Here is a 17,483-nt window from a genome sequence, read left to right as displayed (position 1 = left end):
GATCCGCTGATCGAAGCCGAAGGGCCGGAGCCGAAGGTGCTTCTGGCCGATCGCGGCTATGACAGCGACCATATTCGCGAGACAATGGAAACAAAAGGCGCGGCCACCATCATCCCGACCCGGAAAAACCGGAAAACGCAAATCCCCGTCGACGATTACATCTACGCCCTGCGCAATCGCATCGAGCGGTGCTTCAACAAGCTCAAAAACTCACGCCGCCTCGCGACCCGATACGATAAAACCGCCGAAAGCTACCTTGGCTTCGTTCATATCGCCGCTATTCGCCTCTGGATGCGCGCATTCGTCAACAGGACCTAGTTTCTGCATCTCGCAAATAAAATCACTCGTTCTTCAAGATCAGGACAGAATGGCGCTAACATTTGCAGATCACAAGGCGCTCCTGAAAGGCATAGAGTCTGCTGGCTTTCGCTGTATGAAAGTACCGGGCGGCGTGGCCAATCCTATCCGCGTGGAATGGTGGGTGGATGGACAGCCTCGTCGTTTTCGACTTTGGGCTTTCGACATCACGCATGGCGGCGGCGGGTCTGAGGTGCGGGCGGCGGACGAATTTCGAATTCAGATCACCAATGGGCCAGCTGCTTCGACGGCCTTCGACGATGGGGCCACTGACCTCCTGATTGGCTACTCGAGGGACAGGGACGCGATCGTAGCCTATGATCGCAGATGGCTTGAACTCTGGACCAAGAAGAGAGAGACGACGGGCAGCGGCGGTTCGCCCTCGGTGCAAGTCAAGGAGTCAGACATTCAGGCAGGCCATGATCAGGGCATTCATCACCTGGTCAAGAGCGCCAATTTTGGACAGGCAGATATCGTGACCATGAGCCCGGCAATGCTGCCGGCTTATCTTTTGAACCACGACGCGGTTTTGCGGGGAACTATGACGGCTGCGGAAGCACAAACGACTGCCCCCACGCCGGAGATGACCTCTGTTGTCGATTATTGCCGCTCTCAAGGATTCGCGTTCGAACCCGATCTGATCGCCCGTTATCTGGCTGCGGCACTGACGAAGCCGCTTGTGATCTTGGCCGGCGTCAGTGGGACGGGCAAGTCGAAGCTGGCCGAGTTGGTCGCAGAGTTCTACAGCGCCGAAATGACGCCCGGGGCCGCAGGTGCAGGGCCGCCAGAAACTGGCGACAGCTTTGTGTTTGCGCCGGCACGGTCCGCCCCCGACCCTGACCGCTTCGCTTTGGTCGCCGTCCGTCCCGACTGGATCGACAACCAGTCAATCCTGGGCTTCGTGAATCCGATCACCAATCAGTATGAATCGACGCAGGCGCTCGATCTGATCCTGCGAGCGAAAGGATCGCTGGACGCCAGTACCGACAAGGCCGCCGCTCCCCGATTTTTCATGCTCTTGGATGAGATGAATCTGGCACGGGTTGAGCACTATTTCTCTGACTGGCTAGCCTGCACCGAGAGTCGCCGCTACCGCCCGGATCGGAGTATTTCTCAGCAGCCGGTCCCCCTGCATCGCGTAGGTGCCAAGCTGCAAACGGTTCTACAAAAAGCCGATGGCTCGACGGAAACGGTCGATGTGCCGTCCACAATGCCGCTGCCGACAAATCTGATTGTTACGGGCACCGTGAATGTCGATGAAACCACTTACGGCTTCAGCCCGAAGGTTCTCGATCGCGCAATGGTTCTTGAGTTCGACGAAGTCGATCTGGAACGGCTGCGCACAGGCGCTGGTGCAGTGACGACTGGAGATTATAGGCTGCCTGACAAGCTGCCGTCGTTCCGGCTTGCGACGCGAGAAGACTATGCGCGACTCCCGGCCGCCGCTCATGCGCATATCGTGGCAATCAATAAAATTCTGGAACAGGCAAGGCTGCATCTCGGATATCGTGCGGCTAACGAAATCGGCTTGTTCATGGCTCTTTTCAACGCCATGTTGCCGCTCGATGAGGGCGATGCTGAGTGGCTGCGGGCGCTCGATGCCGCAATTCTTCAGAAGGTGCTACCTCGACTGTCGGGGAACCGTGCTAAACTGGAAACACCGCTTGCCCGGCTTTGTATTTATCTGAGGGACTTGGCGGCTGCCGGCGACGATGCAGCGCTTGTTACCTTCGATGCCGATGCGTCTGCAAAGCTGCCAAAGTCATACAAGAGGGCTCTTGAGATGCTGGGGGGGCTGCGCGACTTCGGCTTTGTGTCGTTCTTCAAATGACCACGGCCTTTGCCTATCGATCGAGAAAGGACCAGGGGGCGTTCCATTCCGTCGAAGCGGGAGGGACGGTTTCCTTCGACGAGCGCGTTGAATACGCGCTGGCATTTCCGGACGGCTGCCCGTCTCGCGTTGCCCAGAGACTGGCGGAGTTAGGCGGCGATCTTATCGGACGCGAGGTCGGGGTTATCGCCTTCCGGAATTTCGTCGGTCGCACCGAGCTTGCCGGCGCGACCATTGAGGTGATTTCGACCAAAATTGGCGAAGGCGGCGTTTCGCGCGTCCTTCAAGAGGTCTCGGAACTGGCTTCCAGCCTGGTCTTCGGCTGGCGGGCACCCGTGAGCTTTGAAGCAACTGCCGCCGATACCACGCGCTCGCCTGTACCCTATCATCAACTCCAGTTTCTTCGGCGTGCGATGCTGGACGTCCGGGTAGGTGATCGTCTTCAGGATTGGCTCGCGGCTATCGATCGCAGCCCCACGCGGCGTTTCGAACCGGAGCGACCTGTCGTCTCCCCCGAGCGAGTGCGCAAGCTGGATCATCGTGCCGTTCAGTCGATATTCAACCGCATTGATCGTTTGGTGCCTGTCGGGACGGGTACAGTGATCGCCAATAACCCGCTTGCGCAGGCTCTCGCCTTCGGAACTCCCCCTCAACCGCATTTTCCTGCGGGGATTGCGGCACCACGCGGCCGGCTGTCTTTCGATACGCCGGAGAACCGCTTCGTGAAGCATGTCCTGGGTGAATCCCTGGCGCTGGTTTATCGTTTCGTCGATCATCCCAAGCTGCACCAAAGCCTCCGCGATGACTGCCGCCACATGCTGACGCTTCTGGAGCAGGCAGCAGCCGCCCCTCATTTGGTCGAGGCGGGCCGGCTGTCAGGATTCCAGGCCCCCAGCCAGGCGCTTGCAAAGGCCGACGGGTACCGCGAGGTGTTCGGATTCTGGAACGATTTCACCAGTCACGTGTCTTTGCCGCGATCGGCGGCAGAGACCAACCGAATGCTCGAAGGGCGCGACATAGCCACCCTCTATGAATACTGGGTCTTTCTCAAGGTTCTGCAGGCTGTGTGCGAGGTAACCGGCTTGAAGCCTCGGGGACAGCCGACGATCCGAAGGGACGATCTGGGCGAGAGCCTTGCCGTAGGTCTTTCGGCCGGAGTCGGCTCGGTTGTGACCGTGCGTTACAACCCGAGCTATAAGCGCTCCGCTGGCACTGCCTACTCGACCCCGCTACGCCCGGATGTTGTCGTTGAGTTCGACGGCCAACGGCACGCCTTCGATGCCAAATATCGTCTTGATCGTATCGAGTTTGCCGACGGCGACACGGATGATGGGGCTACGACCTACAAACGCGCCGATTTATACAAGATGCACACATATCGGGATGCCATCGCCGGCATGCAATCGGCCTTCGTTGTATATCCCGGCTCCGAGTTCGTCTTTTTCGAAAGAGCAGGGGGTAAGCGCAGCAGTCCGATCGAGGTCGTGGCAAACGATGGCGTGGGGGCCATTCCCTTGCGACCCGCCGATTCTGATCCCGCACATTATCTCCGCGAATTGCTCGGGGTCCTGCTCACTCGGCCGCGTCTGTCAGATTCGTCGGATTGACGATCCGCTCGAAAATAGTCCGAACCTCCGAGTAATCGACGAAATCCTGGCTGCCGCTCGATGCGAGCCGACGCATGATCTCCGCATGAACACCCTGGAGACCGTGCTTGGCAACCGCAGGGTCTTTCAAAACGGTGGCGACCAGCTTACCGAGGTCGAGCGGCTTTTCCCTGGCGGCGCTGCGTTTCGGCAGTGCGGCTGAGAGCTTGCGAAGATTGAAGACGACATCGAAATGCGCAACGTCTTCCGCTCCTGATCGTCCTTTATAGCCCTTGTGGCTTTGTTGACGCCGGTCGAGCGATGCTGCCTCATGGAAGGCGAATCCGGCCTTCTCGGCCGCCTGGCGGATGGCTTGCCAGACGTCCGCGTCAGTATTGTGAAAAACAACAGTCGCCCAGCCGCCCGGCTTCAAAACGCGGGACATCTCGCGCATCGCGCCTTCGATGAGCGCTGCATAATCTTCCAGGGATTTTCCACCTTTTTCCAGGCTCAGCGAGCGATTCACAACGGCCTCGCTGGTGCTGTCCGTGAGCCGGCCGAGCCAGGACTCCCAGATCAGATTGCAATCGGCATAGAATATGTTGGAGCCGAACGGCGGGTCGGTGAAAATGTAATCGATCGATCCGTCCGGAATGCCGGTCAGTTCTGTAGCACTACCAAGGGTCACAGCCGGCGGCTCAGCTCCGTGCGGCTGATAGCTCCGATAATATCGCTGCAACTGATCGATCTTGTTACGCATGACCTCAAGGACGTTAGCCTCCGAGGACAACTGCGGGATATACAAAGTTCCCGTCAGCGGGCGCTGACCTCCCCGAGCGTTGAAACGCCGCATTCGGGTTCCATGCCAGGCGGTATTGGTAAAGGCAAAAGCGAGCGCACGGCGAACTCTGTCGTCAGGGACGGCCATGATCTCGCGCCAGAGCAACGCGAGCGCGTGCAAGTTTCTGGGCGTGTAAAAGTCAGCGACCGTCTCAATGCCGCGCAATTGGAGCGCGCAACGTATATACATCTCTCGGTCGTCGCCACAGGCGTTCTTCGGAAACCAAGCCTCGATCGTCGCTCGTTCATGTGACAGCGCACGTCGGATGTCCGCAGGTGAGGCGACCTTTTCGGCGCGCTTGCCGTCAGCGGTCTCATAGTCGATCCACGCAGGGACGGACCCGAGATTTTCCAGCTGTGACCGCTTTAGTTCCTGGTGGCAGCGCGGACAGGCAATTGAGGTTCCAAGCCGGCCGGTGGCCCGGTCCATAACCTCCCAAAGCAGAAAATAGCTGTGACATTTAGGGCAGCAATGTTTGCTGCTCCAAAGTGTCCAATGAATCAGGCCCTTGCTCCCGTCAGTATGCGTGGTCTGATAAAGAGAGTGGAACTCCTTACCGAGTTTCGCCTCGATCGCCTGGAAGCCGGCAGCAAGCGCCTCTGGGTCACATGGTTGGGTGTGATTCCAGGCCAAGTGGGCGGCGGCGGGGGACAGATCGTTTAGAATTGTGCGCCGACCTGAAAGCGCAGCCGCCACACCTGTCATCCCAGAACCACAAAACGGATCAAGCACGACATCGCCGGGCTGGGTATAATGCTCAATGAAGGGCGTGATCGCCTCGGGCGGCACTTTGGTATGATAGCTGTGCGCGAGATAAAACGCGCTGCCCCGACCGCCTTCTATCCGCAATGATGAAAGCGGCTTATCGACCGGCCGGCCCCCGCTGCTGCGAGGCAGAGACTCGGGCGTTGAAAGGTACCCCGACACAAAATCAGCCGGCCCTTTGGATTTGCTTTTCGGCTTCCCCTTAAGAACCCAAATCCCGTCACGTTCGCGAGCGCCTAACTCCGCGCAGCGCTGTGCGATCATGGGCATTGTGATCCCCGAAACGGACTGATTTGCTGCCAGCGCGCCCTGAACGACAGAGGAATAGATTTCGTCATTGCGACTGAGGCCGCTTGCAAGAGCATCGCGTATGATCTGATCGACCATCCCGGCAATCGGCAATGCAGGTGCCGCCGCTCGCGTCGTCCGCGACCGATGGCGGAGACACATCATCAGGTCCAGCGTGGTGACATGCTCCTTCCCGGTTACACCCTTCACGCCTTTGATTGACGGCTGCCCCTTGTTCAGCAGGTGGACGCTTTCGGTATCGAAGCCAGCGTCGCTCAATGCCGTCTGGATGCTCTCCCACACCTTGTCGTCGGAGTTGGAAAAGGCGAGAACAGCTCGCCCGCCAGACTTCAAGACCCGCGCCGTATGCGCGAAAGCCCGACCCATCAGGCTTCCGTACGCGTCGATCGTTTTCCCGCCGTCCGCCGGCGAACGGCTCTTGTTGACGACAATTTCGGCCGACTCGTCGGTCATCTGACCGAGCCAGGCGTCCCATAGAAGCGAGGAGTCAGCATAGAAAATGTTCGCTCCGAACGGCGGGTCCATAAAGACGAAGTCAACAGATCGGTCAGGAAGACAGTCGAGATCGGCGGCTGATCGCTGGAAGACCTCAGCGCGCATTTCGGTTGCCTTGAAGCTGCGATAGTACCGCAAGACGTCTGCGGCTTTCCTCTTGAAAAGACTCCAGACGTTCCATTCGTAGCGCAGAGACGAGATATACAGTGTCCCCGTCATGACATTGGTGGGACGCTTGGCATTCCACTGATAGCGACGCGACGCACGGTTCACTGCCGCCGTAAATGCGAACATGAGAGCTTCGCGAACACGCCCCTCTGGCTGGCCAATGATCGCGTGGCGCAGGGCCGCAAGGGCATGCAGATTGCGACGTGTGAAAAAGTCGGAAGCGGTCTCGATGCCCATCGCTCGATGTCCGGCCCGCCACATCTCGCGTTCCGAACTGAACGCCACGTCCGGCGTCCAATAGGGAATTGGCGCCTTAGCCGCCTGTTCGATCAGGGCGCGCTCTTCCCTTGTCGGCGTGTGGGAGTCGATCCGATTGCTTCCTTCGGAGGTATGGCTTTGGACGGCCTCTTCGCCGATCCATTCGAGATTGCCTTTCCGAGAAACAGACAAGCATCGCGGGCAAGCCACGCGATCACCGACAGTTCCGCCGGCGCGTTGAACAGCATCCCAATACAGAAGACGGCCGCCACATTGTGGGCAACGATAAACGTCGCTCCAGGTCATATATTCAACAATTCGATCGCTTCCGACGGGGCGGTACAACCAGTCGATCGTCGGCATGACAATCTTGGAGACGCGCTCAAAAGCAGCTGCGAACGCGTCGGGATCGCACGGGGTCGTATAATTCCTTGCTATATGCACGGCCGCAGGCGACAGGTCGGACAGCAGGGCATTGCGCCCCTCCATGAGGGCCGCAACGCCAGTCATTCCGGACCCACAGAAGGGGTCGAAAACGACATCTCCGGGCTTTGTATAGGCCCGGATAAAGGGCTGGATCGCGTCGGGAGGCACCTTCGTGTGATAGCTGTGCGCCCGGTATGAGGTCGATGTCTTCTGAACGTCGATCCGTTCGGGCAGCTTTGCCTTTGCGAACGACGCGGGCGGTTTCGGAAGGGCAACAGATTGAGGCGCACGCGGGTAACTGACAGCCTGCGCTTCCGTGCGCTGACGTACTGCCGCTACGGCCTCGGCCGCATTTGACGTGAACGCCTCGCGCACATCCTCGGGCAGCCTGCCGCTCGCGAGCAGCAGCAATTCCGGCGGCATGCAAAGCGCCTCGGCGAGCTTCAGGACTTGCTCCTCGGTCGGCTGCCGGTTACCCGCTTCGATATGGCTAAGGAGCGATTTCGAAACAGAGAGCACCTTGGCAAGATCGACCTGGGATAGCCCGAGTTGCTCACGACGGTCGCGAATGGCGGAAGGCTGAGACCAAGATTTCATAGACGAACAATCAGCTAGGGTTTCCGTTAACGATGATGGTGTTGACAAGAGTCGTCAACACCTAAATGCCGCTTGTCCAGGGCTAAACACGCCTGCCCGACCGGAAACTTAATAGTGTAGCATAAAGGACATTCCATGTCAGAAGTAAAAGCGGCACGAGGCAAGCTTTATCAGGCCATCAATGAAGACAGCCATTGTATTGTCGGCAGTCCTTCTAAGACTATTGGAATGGAAAGTGATCGCCAGACACTTGCCGACCTTATTCAGTTTATGGAGGACACCAACACGATGCGTCTCTTAAGGAATGCAAATTTTGCCGATTGGTCGTTTGGCATAGACGAAATGGACGGCCTTGACCGTCTCATGCGAAATTCGAAGGGTGCCGAGCATGAGTTTATCGACCAGGAATTAGAGGTACGTCGCCAGACACTTTTGCGAGCGGTGCAAACCTTTCAGCATTCATTTGCAGAAAATACCCGTCCTACACCGTATGCCCGCAGTTATAATGCTATTCCGAGAAATTGGGAAAAGGAGCAACCGGAGCGCTTTGCTAAGACGGTCGAAGAGCTTCATGCAGCAGCAGACGCCGTCTGTACTGCCTATGATGAATTGATACGGTTAGGCAGAAACAGATTGGCCGTATAATGACAGTTTTCAATCCTTTTAGAGTTAAACGAGCCACAAGCTGAGTGGTTAATTTTAGCTGATTTGAGAAGCACGACCTATTGAACTCACCCCATCCGTGTCGCTTGCCCTTTTTCCATCTCGACCTCGTTGTAATAGGCGGCAGCCTGCTGGATGGAACTGTGGCCGGACTGGCGCATGGCCTCCTGGATCGGAATGCCGCGCCGCGCGGCCTCGGTGAGATAGCCCGAGCGCAGCCCATGCGCAGAAAAATCCTTCGGATCGAGACCGGCCGCGCGGCAGCGGGCCTTGAGGATCTCGTTGACGCTGTTGCCGGAGAGCGGCCGCATGCCGACGCGTTCGAAGCGGTCGATCGCCCGGAAGATCGGCCCCTCGTCGATCTGCGCGGCCGCACACCAGAGCCGTAAAGCCTCGACCGGCTGGCCGATCATCAGGACGCTGACGTCCTGCTCATGGGTGGTATTCTTGGTTGTGCCAAGCCGCCAGGCGAGACAGGGCAAGACCGCTCCTTTGGGATGCGCCGGATCGGCTGGCACGGGCGGCCGCTCGACGAGATCCTCGACGCGGAGACGCGCCACTTCGGAGCGGAGGCGGCCGCCCGCGGCGAAGGCAACGTGTAATAAGGCGCGATCGCGCACATCGGCCAGCTTGTCGCCGGAACAGGTCGCCAGCAAAAGGTCCAGGATGTCGCGCGTGACCGGCTTGGTGCTCTTGCGGTGGCGCGGCCGTTTCGCCGCCCGAACAGCGAGCCGCAGCGCCTCGCGGAATCTCGGCTCCTGGAAGGGACCAATCACGCCATGCCGGCGATGCAAGGTGGTCCAGGAGGCCAGGCGCCGCTCGACCGTGGCGGGGCTGTGCGGCCCCGCACTACGCAACAGGTCCTGGGCGCGCAGGGCGGTGGCGATGGCTTCCGGCATGCCGTGGCCTGGATCCTCGGCCCGCTTGACCGGATCCCAGAGGTGGTGGGCGAGAAAGCGCAGGAGCAGGGCCTCAGACGCCGGCCAGGGCAGGGGTGTTCCCGTCGCGGCCTGCGCCCAGGCCTCGAGATAGGCGAGATCGGAGGCGAGCGCCCGCAGCGTATTGTCGGGGGTTCCTTCCCGCGCGAGATGCTTCAGGGTGGCGATCTCGTCCTCGGAGAGAAGCTCCGCCATCTGCTCGCGGCGGGCGGGCGGCAGGATGATGCGCAAAGAATCGAGCGCCAGGGCGCGGCGATCCTTCGGCGACAGGCAAGCGTGCAGGGGATCAGGATCTTCATCGGCCATGGGCGGCGTCTATTCAATCAGGGAAAATTCCGAGCGGATTGTAGCTGTCGTTTTCGCTCAATAACCGGATTGTGCATATTTGTTTTTTATCATTTATCGATTATTTTGATCGAGCGGATTTATCCTGGTTCGGCGGATTTTGAGACCGACAAAAACCTGGGGGGTCATATGGCTTTAAGCATCGCAGCGTTTGTCAAAATCATTGCGTTGGGTCGTGAAAGTCCACATACGCGCTCAAGGTTGCCGTTGAGATAGGCAGTGCGAACATGTAGCATCATCTGAGCACCCCAGCGAGACCACCGCATCTGGCGTTTCTTGCACATGCGGTGATTGATGATCTGATTGACGGTGGACTCGATATGGGCCGTGGATATCGGCTCCCCGTGATGCCAGGCACGACCATAATCCATCAATGATCTGATATTTCCGCGAGTATAACGCTCGAGATCCTGGAACCGTTTGTAGGCCTCCCTGATCCGTGCCGGATCACCACCCGCGTCATGAGTTGCATTGTGATGGGAAAGGATTTGCGCACCCAAATGAGACAGGGCGATCAGCCATCGGCCATGACGGGATCGGCCGTGGTGCCAGAGGTTCCGCCTGACACTGTGCAAAGAGCGTTGGTAAGTGGCTTGCAGGGTCTGGCTATCGGGATCGGCATAATCGATCGTCCAGGAAAGGCTTCTGCCGAGCCATTCCATTCTCCGCCGCAGGTGAAACCAGTCGAGCCGATGTTCGACCTGACCGTTCAGCCATTGGCCAGCCATCAGCCGCATGGCATCCTCCCCGTCAGACAGAACAGTCAGCCTTGTGGTTGGTCCGCGTCCCGCTGTACGAAGGGCTGAACGCACCCGTTCGCGTGCATGAGCGTCAAGATCGCGAACCGCGGCAAAGACTTTGGACGATTGTTCAAGCGGTTCGATCTTGCCAAGGACGATTTCAAAATGTCGGCGTTGATTTTTCGAGCTTGCCGCCCGGACAAAAGCGCCATCGATCCCGACAGTCATCTGCTCAACAGGCTTTTCGGCAAGCGGCCTGGTGGCGATTTCTGCTTGTATTTCCTCTTCAATCACCTTTCCGACTGCCATGACGCGATTGCGGGTGGTCGCAGGATTGAACGAGCCAATATCCGGCAGGAATTCGTTGAGGATCGTCGCCGCTTGCCGATAGGAATAGACGCTGCCCAGCTTGGCTTGCAGATACCGTAATTCCGGCGTTGAGCGATGAGGGAAAAGAGCCCCAACCGGAGAGGCGGCATTGGAAGCCCCACAACGGCAGTCTTCATAGCGGGGAGCATGCAGGCGCAAGTGACCAAAAATCGTATCGATTTTGCGGCGCCGATGATCTTTGATGGGTCGCGCACGATCGCAACTGCTGCAAATCCGTGCCTTGGCGATGAAAGCCTGCACTTGATCGCAGGTGACTTCTGCCTGGATTTGACGGATCAGATATTTGCCTCCCTCATGCGTGAGGCCGAGGTCGGCTTCGGAGGCCAATTCCGGACGCTCGATATGGCCAATGGTTCTAGACTGGAGAACCCCTGTCTCGTCTATGCGCTCAAGCTTCAAGATCCATTGCATCGGAAACTCCGCGATAATCATCTCTCCAAAATAGCGGAGTTTCCCTTAGCGACCCCCAGGTTTTTGTCGGTCTCGCGACGACACGAGCGGAGAAGTCCAGGACCTTGTGGAGGAAAAAGAAGGCCTGTGAGGTAACGACATGGAACGATCTGTAAAAAAGTCCGCAAGACGCGTATATCGACATGATGCGATCTGTGATTGTAGTCAACAAACCTGACCCAAGAGAGAAGTTCCGTAAAAGCGCAATGAAATTTCCGGTATCCCCCTCTCTGAATTGATCACGAACCATCAGGGATTATAGGGTATCGAAACCTCCGGTACGTTTACATTCATCCTCAATAGTGTTTGCAATGATTCCGCTCAAGGTATTGAAGGTTACAGGCGACCTTCTCTGTCAATCAAAGACACAAACTCAATTTCATAAACCTTTGTAAATAAGCGACACGTCGCATATTACCTCAATCTTTGCCGGAGATGACTTTTCTTCCCCATCTGGGGTATCAACCCATCGCATTCCATAAAATAGAGACAGGCTGATCAAGATTGCCCACAATCGACTATCAAATGGAGTAGACGATTCCTGATTGTCTCTTTTGACGTCTTCAGTTATGTTGTTAAATGTAATTTTAATGAATAAACAAAAGGTAGGAACACTTGGAGCGCGACCGCCCAGGGAGCAGTGGCTCTGCCCATCTCAACACCGAAGTGATCACCAGACTCTATGCTTCTCTGCGCGATCAAAAGCCAGAGGACGTGGATGCTTGCTATAACAGATGGCGCCACTTTCGAGGATAGTGCCTTTCATCTGACAGAGCGTGGCTCAATTCTTGAGGCGTGGCGCTTCATTTGTGCACACAAGATCTACGTCAAATTCGATTCTTTCACGGTGAACAATTCAACAGGGCGCAGGCATTGGTGAGCGGTCTGTTGAAAATAGCACGATTTCCACGTTTGTGTTTCAAGGCGGTTTGATTGCCGAGCACCGAGATAAGTGTGACGCGCTGAAATGGGCTTCTCAAGCCTGTCTGTTTCCAATCACTGTCGTGGCTGGCACGATAGAACTGCTTCGAAAAGTAATGGAACGGTGTAGACTGGATGATTTCGTTCTGAAATATCTTCAGCAATGTACAAGATCCGCATTTCAACCTATCATTTACTGATGATACAAATATAATATTCTTACTTTATAAAGCTTTGAGAGAATTTACGGATCGCTTAGCTCACCGCCAGCAACATCATTTTTTAATAAAGTTTTATGTGGATCTTCGTACTGAAGCTTTGCTTTGTAAGCTATTACCTTAAGTTATATATGGGGAGGAAGCAATGAATGTAAGTATTTCAGCCATTCAATCCGCTCTGCAGCAACAAGGATTCAATCCTGGAGAAATAGATGGAATTTGGGGTCGCCGTACAGCCGCCGCAGTAAAGTTATTTCAGAAAGCCCATGATCTTACAGTAGATGGGATCGCCGGCCCAATAACACTTAAAGCTCTCTTCAAACAAGTTGAACCAATTGATGGTGCTACCGGACCCATCATATGGCTCGAGGAAGCTAAAAGTCTTATAGGGACAAGGGAGGTTTCAGGAAACGGGTCTAATAAAACTATTATTCAATGGGCGAAGAATCTCAATCTTGATTATAATAGTGACGATATTCCTTGGTGTGGTTTGTTTGTCGCACATTGTATCGGCTCGACATTACCAAATGAATCACTGCCTTCGAACCCGTTAGGGGCTAGAAACTGGTCGAAGTTTGGGGAGTCCTGTTCCCCCATGACCGGTGCTATCATGGTTTTCTGGCGCAATTCGAGAGATAGCGGGCTCGGGCATGTCGGTTTCTACATGTCAGAGGATGAGCAAGCTTTTCATATTCTAGGAGGCAATCAAAGTGATAGCGTCAACATGGCGCGTTTGGCGAAAAACCGCCTTGTTGCTTCACGTTGGCCGCAGACTGCCAGCAGCCTTACAGGCCAGATCGTTCATGATGAAAATGCAGCAAAAGAACATTCACTGTCTCACAGTGAGGCTTAATATCTGATGTTTCGATGAACGTCACTTGATATCAGCTTGAGAAATTTCTCCTTAATCATTTCTTTTATGATGACTGAAGTGAGGAATAAGGCTCAGCTTCATAAAATCATTCACTTCTTCATGGTCAATCATATGAAATTGTTAGCATTAAGATTCGGGATTGTTCTGGCTTTGAGTATCAATAATTCCCAAAACACACTCTTAGCCAGAAATTATATCCATTCGTATATGCCTATCGTTATTGGAGGCGATTCTACTTTCGATGCATGTCCGAGCACAGGAAAAGTGATCGGCCTGGATCAAAATCGGGACGGATATTTGTCAGTTCGCAATGGCCCGGATAAGGCGCGCTTTGATGAGATTGATCGTATTCCTAATGGCCAAATCCTATGGATATGTGATCGCGTGGAACAATGGTTCGCGGTTGTTTACCAACCAGGAGATCAGCAGGATTGCGGCGTTTCAACCCCTTGGTTAATCAAGTCACCTTATACAGGCCCCTGTCGATCAGGATGGGTTCATTCAAGATATGTAGGCGATCAGGCAGGATGAAATCGGTCATATGGCGCAAAATAAGAGAATATCGCATCCAGCGGCCGCACCCGTCCATGCTTATCTTAGGGTCAGTTCACGGTGCGCCAGCTTTCCTAAGTAGAGGCTACCGCCGGAACGGAACTGCCAACAGACTCGAATTCGATGCATGATGCGCGTCCGATGAGGACTGTCCGGGACTGGAAAAGAGTTGGGGCAACAGCATTGTTGAGGGAAGATTGGCTCTTCCGAGGGGGAGGAAGAAGTCATGCAGTGGCGGATCAAGCTGGAGGCGACGACCGGCTGGGGTGAGGTGATCGAATACGAGGTCGGGCAATTGGAACGGTCGTTCTTGACAGCAACGATCGAGGATTTCGGACTCGCCCTCCAGGAAAGCAAGGACATTTTGCACCAGCTGCAGGCCACCATGGTTGAAAGCCAGATGCTGGAATTCAATGCCGCCAGCCAGCTCTGTACGGCTTGCTATGCCCTTCGCCCGGTCAAGGATTGGCGCCAGCGCAAGATCCAGACCCTCTTCGGCACGGTGGAAGTGAGGGTACCAAGGCTCAAACTTTGCCGCTGCTGCAATCCGAACGGCTTTTGCACCATCGCCTTTTCCGTCGCCGATGATTTTCTGCCCAACCGCTGCACGCCCGAGCTTGAAAGGATCCAGGCGGAATTGGGTGCCCGGCTGACCTTCCGGGAAGCGGCAAAGGTTCTGTCATCGCTTCTGCCTGCCTCCCCAGCCAATCACACGACGATCCGCAACCGGCTGGCGCACGTCGGCTCGGCCCTTGCGGAGAACGATCACAAAGCGGTCGGGATGTCTCGTGAAACTGCCAATGACGACGTGAGGCAGCCTGGCAAGCCGATTACTGTCTTCCTGGATGGAGCGCATATCCGCGCGGTTCCCGGGCATCAAAGCCGAACCCTCGACGTGATGGTCGGCAAAGTGGAGACGGAAGGCGGGACGCCGCGTCGGTTCGGCTTTGCCATGAAGGGGGCTGATGGGCCGTCCTCCCTGCTCCGTGCGGCGCTTCAGGAACAAGGCTGGACACCCGGCACGTCGGTCACCGTCATCAGCGATGGCGAGGTGACCTTGCCGCTCTTGGTCAAGGCGGCCACCCAGGAGCCGATCACCCCAATCCTCGATTGGTGGCATCTCTCCATCCGCGTCCGCCACATCGAGCAATAGATCATAGGGCTTCAGGGCCATCGCCTGGGACAAGTGCTCGACGTCTCGTCCCTGGCGGCCGAAGCGGAACGGATCCGGCGCAGGCTCTGGCATGGACAGGGTGAGCGAGCCCTTTTGTTGATTTTTGTTGAGAACTGACCCGGGATTTTCATCGAGAAGTGACCCGGATTGAAACTATCCTGTGCTTGCGTTTGGCTGGTCAAGTCATGTTTTCTGCTTCTTTGATTTTTCCTGAGTTACGCTTGCTTTGAACCGGAAGCTGTCGTTACCGGTTTCCAAAATATGGCAGTGATGAGTGAGCCGATCGAGCAAGGCAGTCGTCATCTTGGCATCGCCGAACACACCAGCCCACTCGCTGAAGCTCAGGTTCGTGGTGATGATGATACTCGTGTGCTCGTAGAGCTTGCTGAGCAGATGGAACAAAAGCGCACCGCCTGACGGACTGAACGGCAGATATCCCAATTCGTCGAGGATAATCAGATCGAGCCGCAAAAGCCGCTCGGCGAGTTGACCGGCCTTGTTCAAGGCCTTTTCCTGCTCGAGAGCGTTGACCAGATCGACTGTGGCGAAGAACCTGACCTTTTTACGATGATGTTCGACGGCCTGGACGCCAAGGGCCGTGGCGATGTGCGACTTGCCTGTGCCGGGGCCGCCGATCAAGACGACATTGTCGGCATCATCGATAAATGCACCACGATGAAGCTGACGGACCATGGCTTCATTGACCTCGCTGGCAGCAAAATCGAACCCGGACAAATCCTTGTAAGCCGGGAACCGGGCTGCCTTGATCTGATAGGCAATGGAGCGAACCTCTCGTTCGCTGACCTCAGCTTTGAGCAACTGGGAGAGGGTAGGCACAGCCGTTTCGAAGGCAGGTGCACCTTGTTCGTTGAGATCGCTGACGGCCTGGGCCATGCCGTACATCTTGAGGCCGCGCAGCATCACAACGACGGCGGCACTGGCTGGATCATGGCGCATGACGTCTCTCCTTGCCGCGCAGAGCATCATAGCGTTCGACATTGGCCTTGGGCTCGATGCGTAAAATCAGCTTTTGGGGAGCATCAATGCTGGCGGATCTCTCCATCTTGCCGTCGACGAGCCGGTGCAAAAGATTGAGGATATGGGTCTTGGTAGGAACGCCTGCCTCCAGCGCCAATTCGACTGCGCAGAGCACGGCCAGCTCATCGTGTTGCAGGACCAGCGCCAGGATCTCAACCATCTCCCGGTCGCCGCCGTCCCGCTTGAGGAGGTGGCTCTGAAGTTGCCGGAATGCATCGGGCATCTCCGTGAAGGGCGCGCCATTGCGTAAGGCGCCAGGCTTGCGTTGGATGACCGTCAGATAGTGCCGCCAGTCATAGACGGTTCGTCCCGGTAGATTATGGGACCGTTCGATGATCCGCGCATGTTCGCAAAGGATCTGCCCCTCGGCAGCGATAACGATCCGCTCCGGATAGATCCGCAGGCTGACTGGCCGGTTGGCAAAGGATGCCGGCACGCTATAGCGATTGCGCTCGAAGTGGACGAGACACGTCGGTGACACGCGCTTGGTCTGCTCGACAAAGCCATCGAAGGGGCGCCCCAGTGCCATCAGGCTAGCGATTTCCCCGGCATGTACATCGGCGATCGTCCCTGGCAGCATACCATGCTGGATCTGGCCCCAGCGCTCGATGCACTGTTCCTCAAGCCAGACGTTCAGGGCGGCAAGATCAGGGAAGCTGGGGACCGGCTGCCAGAGCTGGCGCCTTGTGTCCTGAACATTCTTCTCGACTTGTCCCTTTTCCCATCCCGAGGCTGGATTGCAGAACTCGGGATCAAACAGATAATGGCTGGCCATCGCTGCAAAGCGGGCATTGACCTGCCGGGCCTTGCCTAAACCGATCCTATCGACCGCAGTTCGCATATTGTCGAAGATTCCGCGTTTGGGCACGCCACCCAAGACACGGAACGCCTGGGCCAGCGCATCGAACAGCATCTCATGGGTCTGAAGCGGATAAGCGCGCACGATGAACGCGCGGCTGTGTGAAAGCTTGGTATGCGCCACCTGCAACTTCGTACGCTCGCCGGCGAGCAAGGCCCAATCCTCACTCCAATCGAACTGGAAGGCTTCTCCTGGCGAAAAGACCAAAGGCACGAACGTGCCGCGGCCTGTGGTCTGCTCATCGCGCTGACGGTCCGCCTTCCACTGCCTTACAAAGGCAGCCACGCGGCCGTAAGAACCGGGATAACCCAATGAGATCAGATCGGCGTGCAACTGTTTGGCAGTTCGCTTTTGTTTACGCGACTTGCCAGCTTCGATCCTCAGCCAGCCTGACAACTTCTCGGTAAAAGGATCCAGTTTGCTCGGCCGATCAGGAACCTTGAACTTCGGTTCCACCGTATCCGCACGTAGATATTTGCGGATCGTGTTGCGCGACAAGCCTGTGCGGCGCTCTATCTCTCGGATCGGCATTCCCTCTCGGAAATGCCAGCGCCGGATGACGCTCAATAACGCCATGTCGATCACTCCGTTGCCCCCGCTGAAAACAGCAAGGGTGAGGTCAAAACATGGGTCAAATCTCGGTGGAAATTTTCGGCTTCCCTGGGTCAGTTCTCAGTGGAATTCAACA

General features: G+C 56.4%; 12 protein-coding genes. 7 read left to right on the top strand and 5 right to left on the bottom strand.

Annotated elements, in window-relative coordinates; genetic code table 11:
* The 3 genes from DL88_RS17535 to DL88_RS17525 all read left to right on the top strand — a co-directional run.
* Positions 1-318 (top strand): IS5 family transposase (locus DL88_RS17535; RefSeq protein ID WP_034999142.1); only part of this gene is annotated, 318 nt, incomplete at its 5' end.
* 49 nt (positions 319-367) lie between these two features.
* On the top strand, positions 368-2,188 hold the full coding sequence (locus DL88_RS17530) for a DUF8727 domain-containing protein (protein WP_156971182.1): 1,821 nt from the start codon (positions 368-370) through the stop codon (positions 2,186-2,188).
* Positions 2,185-3,795 (top strand): DUF2357 domain-containing protein, encoded by a 1,611-nt coding sequence (locus DL88_RS17525; protein ID WP_034999137.1) that lies wholly within the window; start codon positions 2,185-2,187, stop codon positions 3,793-3,795. Before DL88_RS17530 ends, DL88_RS17525 begins: the two co-directional genes overlap by 4 nt.
* Here the strand turns inward: DL88_RS17525 and DL88_RS19620 are convergent.
* Complete coding sequence (locus tag DL88_RS19620; protein WP_156971181.1) at positions 3,761-7,681, bottom strand: DNA methyltransferase; 3,921 nt, start codon at positions 7,679-7,681, stop codon at positions 3,761-3,763. The genes DL88_RS17525 and DL88_RS19620 overlap by 35 nt on opposite strands.
* A gap of 87 nt (positions 7,682-7,768) precedes the next feature.
* Here DL88_RS19620 and DL88_RS17515 point away from each other — a divergent pair, with 87 nt between their 5' ends.
* Positions 7,769-8,278, top strand: a complete 510-nt coding sequence (locus tag DL88_RS17515) for a hypothetical protein (protein ID WP_034999134.1) — start codon at positions 7,769-7,771, stop codon at positions 8,276-8,278.
* An 86-nt stretch (positions 8,279-8,364) separates the two neighbouring features.
* Here DL88_RS17515 and DL88_RS17510 read toward each other — a convergent pair whose 3' ends face one another.
* The gene (locus DL88_RS17510) at positions 8,365-9,540 is read right to left on the bottom strand and encodes a tyrosine-type recombinase/integrase (RefSeq protein WP_051956139.1); all 1,176 of its coding nucleotides are present in this window, start codon (positions 9,538-9,540) and stop codon (positions 8,365-8,367) included.
* A gap of 164 nt (positions 9,541-9,704) precedes the next feature.
* Positions 9,705-11,120 carry an ISKra4 family transposase gene (locus tag DL88_RS17505; RefSeq protein WP_169741602.1) on the bottom strand — a complete coding sequence of 472 codons (1,416 nt, stop codon included), beginning with the start codon at positions 11,118-11,120 and terminating at the stop codon, positions 9,705-9,707.
* Between the two features lie 1,323 nt (positions 11,121-12,443).
* Between DL88_RS17505 and DL88_RS17495 the strand changes: the two genes are divergently transcribed.
* The 3 genes from DL88_RS17495 (at position 12,444) to DL88_RS17490 (ending at position 14,877) form a co-directional block, all read left to right on the top strand.
* Complete coding sequence (locus DL88_RS17495; RefSeq protein WP_034999124.1) at positions 12,444-13,151, top strand: NlpC/P60 family protein; 708 nt, start codon at positions 12,444-12,446, stop codon at positions 13,149-13,151.
* Positions 13,152-13,187: 36 nt separating this feature from the next.
* Entirely contained in the window at positions 13,188-13,703 is a 516-nt protein-coding gene (locus DL88_RS20900; protein WP_245270947.1) for a hypothetical protein, read from the top strand.
* Positions 13,704-13,950: 247 nt separating this feature from the next.
* Positions 13,951-14,877, top strand: a complete 927-nt coding sequence (locus DL88_RS17490) for a hypothetical protein (protein WP_051956138.1) — start codon at positions 13,951-13,953, stop codon at positions 14,875-14,877.
* A 204-nt stretch (positions 14,878-15,081) separates the two neighbouring features.
* On the opposite strand, the gene istB is transcribed toward DL88_RS17490, so the two are convergent.
* Together istB and istA are read right to left on the bottom strand one after the other, a co-directional pair.
* Complete coding sequence (istB, locus tag DL88_RS17485; protein ID WP_034997875.1) at positions 15,082-15,855, bottom strand: IS21-like element helper ATPase IstB; 774 nt, start codon at positions 15,853-15,855, stop codon at positions 15,082-15,084.
* The gene (gene istA, locus DL88_RS17480; RefSeq protein ID WP_034997871.1) at positions 15,845-17,371 is read right to left on the bottom strand and encodes an IS21 family transposase; all 1,527 of its coding nucleotides are present in this window, start codon (positions 17,369-17,371) and stop codon (positions 15,845-15,847) included. Before istA ends, istB begins: the two co-directional genes overlap by 11 nt.
* Positions 17,372-17,483: the final 112 nt, after the last annotated feature.

The sequence above is a fragment of the Beijerinckia mobilis genome, assembly GCF_000745425.1.
In the GTDB taxonomy this organism is placed as follows: domain Bacteria; phylum Pseudomonadota; class Alphaproteobacteria; order Rhizobiales; family Beijerinckiaceae; genus Beijerinckia; species Beijerinckia mobilis.
Note: the sequence above shows the minus strand (reverse complement) of the source record. Positions and strands in the feature narration are given on the sequence as shown.